At 70.3% G+C, this 7,767-nt stretch carries 12 protein-coding genes; 5 read left to right on the top strand and 7 right to left on the bottom strand.

The window, feature by feature from the left end:
- Together BGN98_RS07550 and BGN98_RS07545 are read right to left on the bottom strand one after the other, a co-directional pair.
- A partial coding sequence (locus BGN98_RS07550; protein ID WP_288120587.1) for a DUF2277 domain-containing protein occupies positions 1-195 on the bottom strand: 195 nt, incomplete at its 3' end.
- 63 nt (positions 196-258) lie between these two features.
- Positions 259-1,131: an NAD-dependent epimerase/dehydratase family protein gene (locus tag BGN98_RS07545; protein WP_288120585.1), complete on the bottom strand. Its 873-nt coding sequence runs from the start codon at positions 1,129-1,131 to the stop codon at positions 259-261.
- A gap of 151 nt (positions 1,132-1,282) precedes the next feature.
- Here BGN98_RS07545 and BGN98_RS07540 point away from each other — a divergent pair, with 151 nt between their 5' ends.
- Together BGN98_RS07540 and BGN98_RS07535 are read left to right on the top strand one after the other, a co-directional pair.
- Entirely contained in the window at positions 1,283-2,539 is a 1,257-nt protein-coding gene (locus BGN98_RS07540) for an NAD(P)/FAD-dependent oxidoreductase (protein WP_288120583.1), read from the top strand.
- Positions 2,463-2,900 (top strand): cation efflux transmembrane domain-containing protein, encoded by a 438-nt coding sequence (locus tag BGN98_RS07535; RefSeq protein WP_353681705.1) that lies wholly within the window; start codon positions 2,463-2,465, stop codon positions 2,898-2,900. The genes BGN98_RS07540 and BGN98_RS07535 overlap by 77 nt, the downstream gene beginning before the upstream one ends.
- A gap of 27 nt (positions 2,901-2,927) precedes the next feature.
- Here BGN98_RS07535 and BGN98_RS07530 read toward each other — a convergent pair whose 3' ends face one another.
- The 5 genes from BGN98_RS07530 to BGN98_RS07510 all read right to left on the bottom strand — a co-directional run bounded on the left by BGN98_RS07530 (position 2,928) and on the right by BGN98_RS07510 (position 6,252).
- On the bottom strand, positions 2,928-3,953 hold the full coding sequence (locus tag BGN98_RS07530; RefSeq protein WP_288120579.1) for a cation diffusion facilitator family transporter: 1,026 nt from the start codon (positions 3,951-3,953) through the stop codon (positions 2,928-2,930).
- Complete coding sequence (locus BGN98_RS07525; RefSeq protein WP_288120591.1) at positions 3,950-4,315, bottom strand: ArsR/SmtB family transcription factor; 366 nt, start codon at positions 4,313-4,315, stop codon at positions 3,950-3,952. The genes BGN98_RS07530 and BGN98_RS07525 overlap by 4 nt, the downstream gene beginning before the upstream one ends.
- Before the next feature lie 73 nt (positions 4,316-4,388).
- Positions 4,389-5,180 carry a MerR family transcriptional regulator gene (locus BGN98_RS07520; RefSeq protein WP_288120578.1) on the bottom strand — a complete coding sequence of 264 codons (792 nt, stop codon included), beginning with the start codon at positions 5,178-5,180 and terminating at the stop codon, positions 4,389-4,391.
- Positions 5,173-5,685: a VOC family protein gene (locus BGN98_RS07515; protein WP_288120576.1), complete on the bottom strand. Its 513-nt coding sequence runs from the start codon at positions 5,683-5,685 to the stop codon at positions 5,173-5,175. The genes BGN98_RS07520 and BGN98_RS07515 overlap by 8 nt, the downstream gene beginning before the upstream one ends.
- Before the next feature lie 33 nt (positions 5,686-5,718).
- Positions 5,719-6,252 carry a putative immunity protein gene (locus tag BGN98_RS07510; RefSeq protein WP_061682021.1) on the bottom strand — a complete coding sequence of 178 codons (534 nt, stop codon included), beginning with the start codon at positions 6,250-6,252 and terminating at the stop codon, positions 5,719-5,721.
- 69 nt (positions 6,253-6,321) lie between these two features.
- Here BGN98_RS07510 and BGN98_RS07505 point away from each other — a divergent pair, with 69 nt between their 5' ends.
- From BGN98_RS07505 to BGN98_RS07495, 3 genes are all read left to right on the top strand, one after another.
- Positions 6,322-6,723, top strand: coding sequence for a DoxX family protein (locus tag BGN98_RS07505; protein ID WP_288120574.1), 402 nt, complete (start codon positions 6,322-6,324; stop codon positions 6,721-6,723).
- A gap of 40 nt (positions 6,724-6,763) precedes the next feature.
- The gene (locus BGN98_RS07500) at positions 6,764-7,168 is read left to right on the top strand and encodes a DUF6264 family protein (protein WP_353681704.1); all 405 of its coding nucleotides are present in this window, start codon (positions 6,764-6,766) and stop codon (positions 7,166-7,168) included.
- Positions 7,169-7,279: 111 nt separating this feature from the next.
- A complete protein-coding gene (locus BGN98_RS07495) occupies positions 7,280-7,711 on the top strand; it encodes a restriction endonuclease (protein WP_288120572.1) in 432 nt (143 codons plus the stop codon).
- The last annotated feature ends 56 nt before the right edge of the window (positions 7,712-7,767 follow it).

Here is a 7,767-nt window from a genome sequence, read left to right as displayed (position 1 = left end):
GGTCACGAGCGCATCGAGGAGGCGACGCGTGGCCGCGGCGATCTCGTCGATCGCCGCCTCGAACGCCTCGGTGTTGGCGCGCGAGGGATGCGTCGAGCCGCTCACTTTGCGGACGAACTGCAGTGCCGCTTCACGGACCTCGTCATCGGTCGTGGGCGGGTCGAAGTTGTGGAGCACGCGGATGTTTCGGCACATGCGGCGAGCGTAGACCGCGGCTCGCCGCAGCGACAGAGGTGGCGTCGCGCGCGGGCAGCCCGATCAGCCCTGGGCGGCCGAGCCGTAGGCGCCGGCGCGGATCTCCTCGAGCAGCGACGGGCGGGCGGGTGTCCAGCCGAGGGAGCGCGCCTTCTCGCCGCGTCCCTGCTGGTCGAGCATGAGCGCATCGGCGAAGGGGGCGCCCAGGCGTGCGCGTGAGGCCTCGACGCCCTCCGCAGCGACCGGACCGTCGGCGAGCGCTTCGCCGAGCTCGATGACCGTCGCGTTGTGGCCGCTGAGACCCAGCACGCGTCCGACCGGCTCGGAGCGCTCGATCACCCGCACGTACAGTTCGGCGAGGTCGTCGACGTGCACGGTCGCCCAGTGCTGGGTGCCGTCGCCGATGACGGTGAGGCGGCCCTCGCCGTCACGAGGCGCGGAGGCCAGCATGGCGGGGATTCCGGCGCCGTGGCCGTGCACGATGCCGGGCTCGACGATCGTGAGGGCGAGCTCTGCCGCGGCGAGCCGGGACTCCACTCCCTCACGCCAGGCGACGATCGCGGGCGGGTGGAACGGGGTCTGCTCGGTGAGGTCGTCCGACGGGCCGTGGATCCACAGGCCGCCCGTGTGGATGTAGGGCTTGCCGGTGCCGCCGAACGCGGCAATGACGGCATCGGCGACGGCGCTGTCGAACTGGGGGGCCGTGCCGTCACCCGGTGCGGCGGTGTGGATCGCGGCATCCACTCCCTCCAGCAGCGGAGTGAGCCAGGCGGCGTCGGTGATGTCGCCGACGACCGCGGTCGCACCGGTCGCCGTGGCCTTCTGCGCGGCGTGCGCACTGCGCACCGGCGCGACGACGTCGTGACCGTGGGCGCGCAGTACGTCGAGGACGGACGAGCCGATGTAGCCGGTGGCACCGGTGAGGAGGATCTTCATTCCGTCATCGTAGGCACGCCGCCGGGCGGCGAGGGCGGTCTCGGAAAGCTCGTCAACCCCGAGATCGAATGCCGCGCCCTCCGTATGCTGGCCGCAGGCGACGGCGCGGCGGGGACCCCGGACGCGTCCGACGACGAGAGGCGGAGCGGCGATGCATGACGTCGTGGTGATCGGAGCAGGCCTCGCGGGGCTGCGCTGTGCGGTGGTTCTGGCCGAGCGCGGTCTCGAGGTCGTCGTGCTCGAGGCGGCGGACGCGGTCGGCGGACGCCAGCGCACCGACATCGTCGACGGCTTCCGCCTCGATCGGGGCTTCCAGGTGCTCAACCCGGCGTATCCGGCGCTGCGTCGCAGCATCGATCTCGACGCTCTGGCGCTGCGGTCGTTTCCCGTGGGCGTGCAGGTGCGCACCGATCGCGGCCTCGCTGAGCTGCGGCATCCGCTGCGCTCACCGCTGTCGATCCCCCGAACGATCGGCAGCGGGCTGGTGAGCGCTGCGGATGCCGTGGCGTTCGCACGCTGGCTGACGCCGGCGTTCACGCGGCGGCTGTCGGCACGGGCGCGAAGCGATCGCGCGCTGCGCGAGGGGTGGGATGCCGCGGGCCTGCGCGGACCGCTGCGCACCGCCGTGCTCGATCCGTTCCTCGCCGGTGTCGTCGCCGAGGACCGTGAGGGCAGCTCGAACGCGTTCGTACAGGAGTTGGTGCGGTACTTCGCGCTGGGGCGGCCGGGGCTTCCCGCGCAGGGGATCGCGGCGGTGCCGGCGCAACTGGCGGCGCGGGCGCGTGCTGCGGGCGCGGAGATCCGGCTCGGGGCGCGAGCGGAGCGCATCGACAGGGACGGCCCGATCGTCGAGGTCGGCGTCGCCGGTGGCGAGGCCCTCCGCGCCGGGCGGGTCGTGGTGGCCGTCGGCGCGGAGTCGGTGGCGGAGCTGGCGCCGGTGCCGCGACCCGCGACCAACGGGCTGCAGACGTGGTGGTTCGCGGCGACGGCAGCACCCTCGGCATCCGCGCTGCTGCGCGTCGACGGACGCGGCGCCGCCCGCCGCGGGCCGGTCGTGAACACGGCGGTCGTGTCGCACACCGTGCCGTCGTATGCGCCCGTGGCGCGCCATCTCATCGAGGCGACGTGCCTGCTGCCGCGGGGCGGCGCGGCCGCAGGCGAGAACGAGGTGCGCCGGCACCTCGCCGAGCTGTGGGGTGCCGGAGTCACGGACTGGCACTTGCTGCGTCGCGACGACATCCCGGATGCGCTTCCCGCCCAACCGGCACCGCTGCGCGCGCCCCGCCCGCCGCGCGTCACCGACCGGATGTACCTCGCCGGCGACCACCGACATGCGGCGTCGATCCAGGGCGCTCTCGCATCCGGCGAGCGCGCTGCTCGCGCGGTGCTCGTGGACGCGGGCGTGTGATGGGCGAGGCGGAGCCGCTGCGGTCAGTGGGCCTGCCGTCGCGAAGGCGTTCGACCCCGTGCCCCCGCCGCCGGGAGCTCTCACGATCACCGCCATCGGAGCCCTCCTAGTCAACCTCTCCGCGGCATTCCTGCTCGTGCGTCACCGCCACCACCGCGGCAGCCTCACGAAGGCGGCATGGCTCTCCGCCCGCAACGACGCCCTCGCCAATCTGGCGATCATCGCCGTCGGCATCCTCCCGTTCTGGTTCGCCACCGGCTGGCTCGACATCATCGTGGGCGCTGGCATCGGCCTCCTCAACGCCGATGCCGCCCGAGCTGTCTGGATGGCCGCCCGCGCCGAAACCGACCCCACGCTCTGACGGGCACGAGCACCGTGCGCCCGCAGGTCATCGTGCAGCGGCCGATGAGCTTCGAACGCTGATCAGGAACTCGTCGACGTGGGGCAGGTGCGCGCGGATGCTTGCCTCGGCGAGGCCGCCGATCTCGGTGCGCTCCGGATCGGCGGTGACGATCGCGTCGCCTTCGAGGCGATGACCGACCCACCGTAGCCGGATGCGCTCCACGCTATCGATGCCGTCGACGTGGGCGAGAGCGTGCTCGGCACGTTCGAGAAGCTCTGGTTCGATCGCGTCCATGAGTCGGCGTCCAATCGAGCCGATCGTGCCGAGCAGCAGGACGAAGATCGCGATGGAGATGATGATGCCGACGATCGGGTCAGCGAGGGGAAAGCCGAGCAGCACTCCGGCACCGCCGATGACCACGGCGAGAGAGGTGAAGCCATCGGTACGCGCGTGGACGCCGTCCGCGACCAGAGCTGCCGACCCGATTCGTCTCCCGATGCGGATCCGGTAGATCGCGACAAGCTCGTTGCCGGCGAAGCCGATCACACCGGCGACGACCACCCACCAGACGTTCTGCAACGGTTGCGGGTGCAGGAGCCGGTCGATCGACTGCCACGCCGCAACAACCGCAGACAGGGCAACGACCACGACGATGAAGAGGCCGGCGAGATCTTCGGCGCGACCGAACCCGTACGTGTACCGGCGGTTCGCGGCACGCCGACCGAGGATGAACGCGACCCACAGCGGGATCGCGGTGAGAGCATCCGAGAAGTTGTGCACGGTGTCGGCCAACAAGGCCACCGAGCCGCTGAACAGGAACACGACGGCCTGCAGAATCGTCGTCACCAACAGGATCACGAGGCTGATCACTAACGCGCGCACACCCTCGTGACTAGCCTCCATCGCATCATCGATCGAGTCGGCCGCGTCGTGGGTATGCGGCACGAACAAGCCGCGCAAGAAGCCCTTCAGCCCCGAGGGGTGATCGTGGTCATGGAGATGCGCGCCACCGTCACTATGCAAGGCGTGGTCATGGTCATGGTGCGAGGAGTGCACGTGCGACGGCGTCATCGGGCTTCCTCCTCGGCGTGATGGTGACGGGGGGTCCCGCCAAGCGAGTGCTCGGCTTGGAAGATCGCGTCGGCGACGAGCTGAGACGCGTGCTCATTCTCGAGTCGGTAGAACACCCGCTGCCCCTCCTGGCGGGTCCCGACGATCCGGGCGAGCCGCAGCTTCGCGAGATGCTGAGACACCGCAGCGGGCGACTTGTCGACGATGTCGGCGATGTGATTCACCGAGAGTTCCCCGGCCGCGTCCAGCGCGAGAATGATTCGTACCCGCGTGGCGTCGGCAAGCATTCCGAAGACCTCGACCGCAAGCTCCACGTACGGGCTCTCGACCGAAAATCCGCAGTGCTGCTTATCTGCACTCATACGCAGATACGTTACTTCATCGCGGGAGGCCACTCGCACCCTTCGGTGACGCCGGATGCCGCAGGCACGTCCCTCACTCCCAGGTGGCGGTGTCGGGGTCGATGCCCGCGGCACGCGCGCTCTCGTCGATCGCGCGGCTCAGCCAGTGGGTCAGGCCGGGGCGCACCGCGTCGTAGTGCGCCGCGAACCGTGGGTCGGCGACGTACATCCGCCCGAGGCACACCTGCATCTGCCGGGTGACCGGGAAGAACTGCGAGAGCAGGGTGCGGTGTCGCTCGACGAGCCCGTTCGCCACGGCATCCCCGGGTGTCGCTCCGCCACCGACCGCGGCACCCAGCTCGGCCTCGAACGCGGTCATCGCCTCGGTCACCGTCGCCCAGTCGCCGGCCGAGCGCGACGCCGCACGCTCCGCGTACTGCTGCCACTGCGCCGATTGTCCGTAGGCCTCGCGCGCCTGCGCGGGCCACTCGGTATTCCAGTCGGGGCCGAAGATCTCGCGCTGTTCGTCGTCGGAGAGCAGGATGCCGCGCTCCTGCGCCTCGATCATGCGCGCGAGGTCGTCGTCGAGGTCGTTGAGCTGGGCGATCCGCTGCGCGAGCTGGGCGCGCTGCACCCGCAACTGGTCGGCGACATCGCCCCCCGGCTCATCGAGAATGGCCCGGATCGCGTCGAGGTCGAGCCCGAGCTCGCGGTACACGACGATGCGCCGGAGGCGTTCGAGGTCGGCATCCGTGTAGAGCCGGTAGCCGGCCCGCGTTCTCGCGGCGGGGCTCGCGAGGCCGATCTCGTCCCAGTGGTGGAGCGTCCGCACGGTCAGGCCCAGGCGCGCAGCCGTCTCGCCCACCGGCAGTCCGTCGTCAGACATGGGACTCATTGTCGTCGGTGCCGATGCCGACCGCGCGGAGGGTGCGGCCCTCGACGCTATCGGGGTCGAACACCTTGCCCGCCGTGAAGACCACGCGGGTGTTCTCGGGGGTGATGACCTCGATGTCGCGGGTGTTCCACATCGTGTCGCGCGGGTGGGCGTCGACGCCGAGGGCGCGCAGGGCCTCGGCGATCGGATCGATCTGGTCGAGCACGCAGGCGAAGCTCACGCTCGCAGCCGGGGCGGTGTCGTCCGGTGTGCCGGCGACGAGCAGGACGTCCTGGAACGCCCACCGGCGCAGGTGCGTCATCTGCCCCGGGATGCCGAACAGCTCGAAGAAGCCGAGGCCGCGGGTCCAGAAGTCGATGGATGCCGCGAGATCGGCCGTCGGAATCGTCACGAACATGGGCATGCCGTAGATGCCGCGGAACAGGGGCGGGGCGACGGCGTCGGGTCCCGGGGCAGGGACGGGGCTGATGTCGAAAGCATCGGGAAGGTCGGTCATGAGACCACGATCGGGCCTGACGTCGCGTGAGGGTCAAACCCCGGCTGCGATCCGTGTCTGCAGCGTGTGGATGGTCGATCCCAGGATGCCGCGGGCCAGCAATCCGCCGGCGACGAACGGACCCGCGGCATCCTCGCCGACCGGTGGAAGCTGACGGAGGGCGGCGCGGACCGCCGGGGTCATCTGCTGGATTTGCCAGTCGATCTCGGCATCCGCCTCGTCGGGTCGGTCGGTGCCGACGGCCTTCACGGCGTAGGCGGCGGCGCCGAGGGCGTGCGCGCCCATGTGCGCGACGCCCGATGCCTGCGCCGTCGACCGGGCCGCCGCGATCGCGGCCGGCGCGGTGACCGAGGCGGCGGCGCGGCCCGCAACGAACCGGCGGCGGATCTCGCCCGCCGAGTCGAGCTCGCCGCGCGCGTAGGCGCGCGCTCGCGCGATGGCGTCACGCGGGCGATCGTCGTCGGGAGCCTCACGTTCGAAGAGAGGGAGCACGCGCTCGGCGCAGTCCGCGGCCCACGCGGCGACGAGGCGCCTGTCGGGCTCGCTCAGGGATTGTGGGGAGAGCATCCGTCCATGCTGTCACCGGAGCTGTGCGCGCGGCGACCCCGGACGTCGGCGAGGCGGGAGAATGGCGGGATGACACGTCGCGCGAAGAAGCCCGCCGCCACCGTTCCCTGGATCGTGATGGTGCCGTTCGCGGTGTCGGGCGTCATCCACCTCGTGCGACCCGGGGTGTTCACGCCGATCATCCCGCGGGCGCTGCGGCGGTGGGACCGGCCGCTTGTGGTCGCGTCGGGCATCGCGGAGCTGGCGTGCGCGGTGGGGTTGGTTGTGCCCTCGACCCGGGCCGCCGCCGGGCGAGCGAGCGCGGTAGTGCTGGCCGCTGTCTGGCCCGCGAACATGCAGATGAGCATCGACCTCGGCCGCCGGGCGGCGCGCCGCCGCACCCCGAAGGCATGGGCCTCGTTCGTGGTGTCGCTGGTGCGGCTGCCGCTTCAGGTCACGTTGATCCGGCGGGCGCTACGGGCCTCACGCTGATCCACCGGTCCGGCGGCGCGGAGGATGCAATACTTCACCCATGTCGACACCGATGCCCGACTCTTCATCGACTGTGACTCCGGCTTCTCAAATGCCCGCCCCGAGAGCAGCCGGGTCGGGTGCCCGGGTCGCGGACATGATCGTCTCCGTGATCCTGATGATCGCCGGCATCCTCGGATTCGCGATGCTCGCGTTCATGTCGCTGTTCCTCGTCATGATGTCGGACGGGTGCTTCGGTGACCGGTGTAACACCGGTCTCATGTCGGCCGGCTGGCTCATCGCACTCGGCGTACCTCCCGTCGTCTTCGTTGCGGCGGCGGTATGGACGATCATCCGCCTCGCCCGCCGCAAGATAGCGTGGTGGGTTCCGCTCGCGGGGGCGGGCCTCTCGGCTGTGATTTGGTTCGTCGGGGTCGGCATCATGAATGCGAGCCTCGGCCGCTGACGTTCCGTCGTCCGCCAGCCTCGACGAGCCGGACCGCTAGCGCCCCTCCCGCAAGGTGCGGGCCTCGATCGACGGTTGCGGCTCCCGAGCGTACTCACCCACAATGGCGGGATGCGGGCATGGATGGTACGCGGTGGACGCAAGGGGCAGCGCGAACAAGCTGCTTTGAGCGCTGGCCGAGCCTTGATCGGTTGGTCCGAAGTCGGTGACCTGACGAATCTCTCTCGCGAACAGATTCGAGAAGCCCTGACCACTGTGCACCCCAGCGCCTCGAACTACCTCATCGGCAACTGGACGGGACAGTTGGACAGGTTCGTCAATGAGATGCAGGTGGGAGACATCGTCGTCATGCCGTTGAAGTCCGATGGCTCACTGGCAATCGGAACTGTGCGGTCGGATTACGGGTTCGACGAACACGAGCACGGCGAACACTTCAGGTCGGTCGCATGGCAGCGTGCGGACGTCGATCGAGCGACCTTGAGGCATGACCTGCGCGCGTCACTAGGGCGTGTTGATCAAGAGGTTCCGCTCCTCGGTGGGTGAGTCTTGAACGGTGACGCGACAGGAGATCTCTGACGAGGTGTGGGCCGTGATGGAGC

This window comes from Microbacterium sp. 69-7, assembly GCF_001897985.1.
GTDB classification, from domain to species: domain Bacteria; phylum Actinomycetota; class Actinomycetes; order Actinomycetales; family Microbacteriaceae; genus Microbacterium; species Microbacterium laevaniformans.
This window is presented reverse-complemented; position numbering and strand designations above follow the sequence as displayed.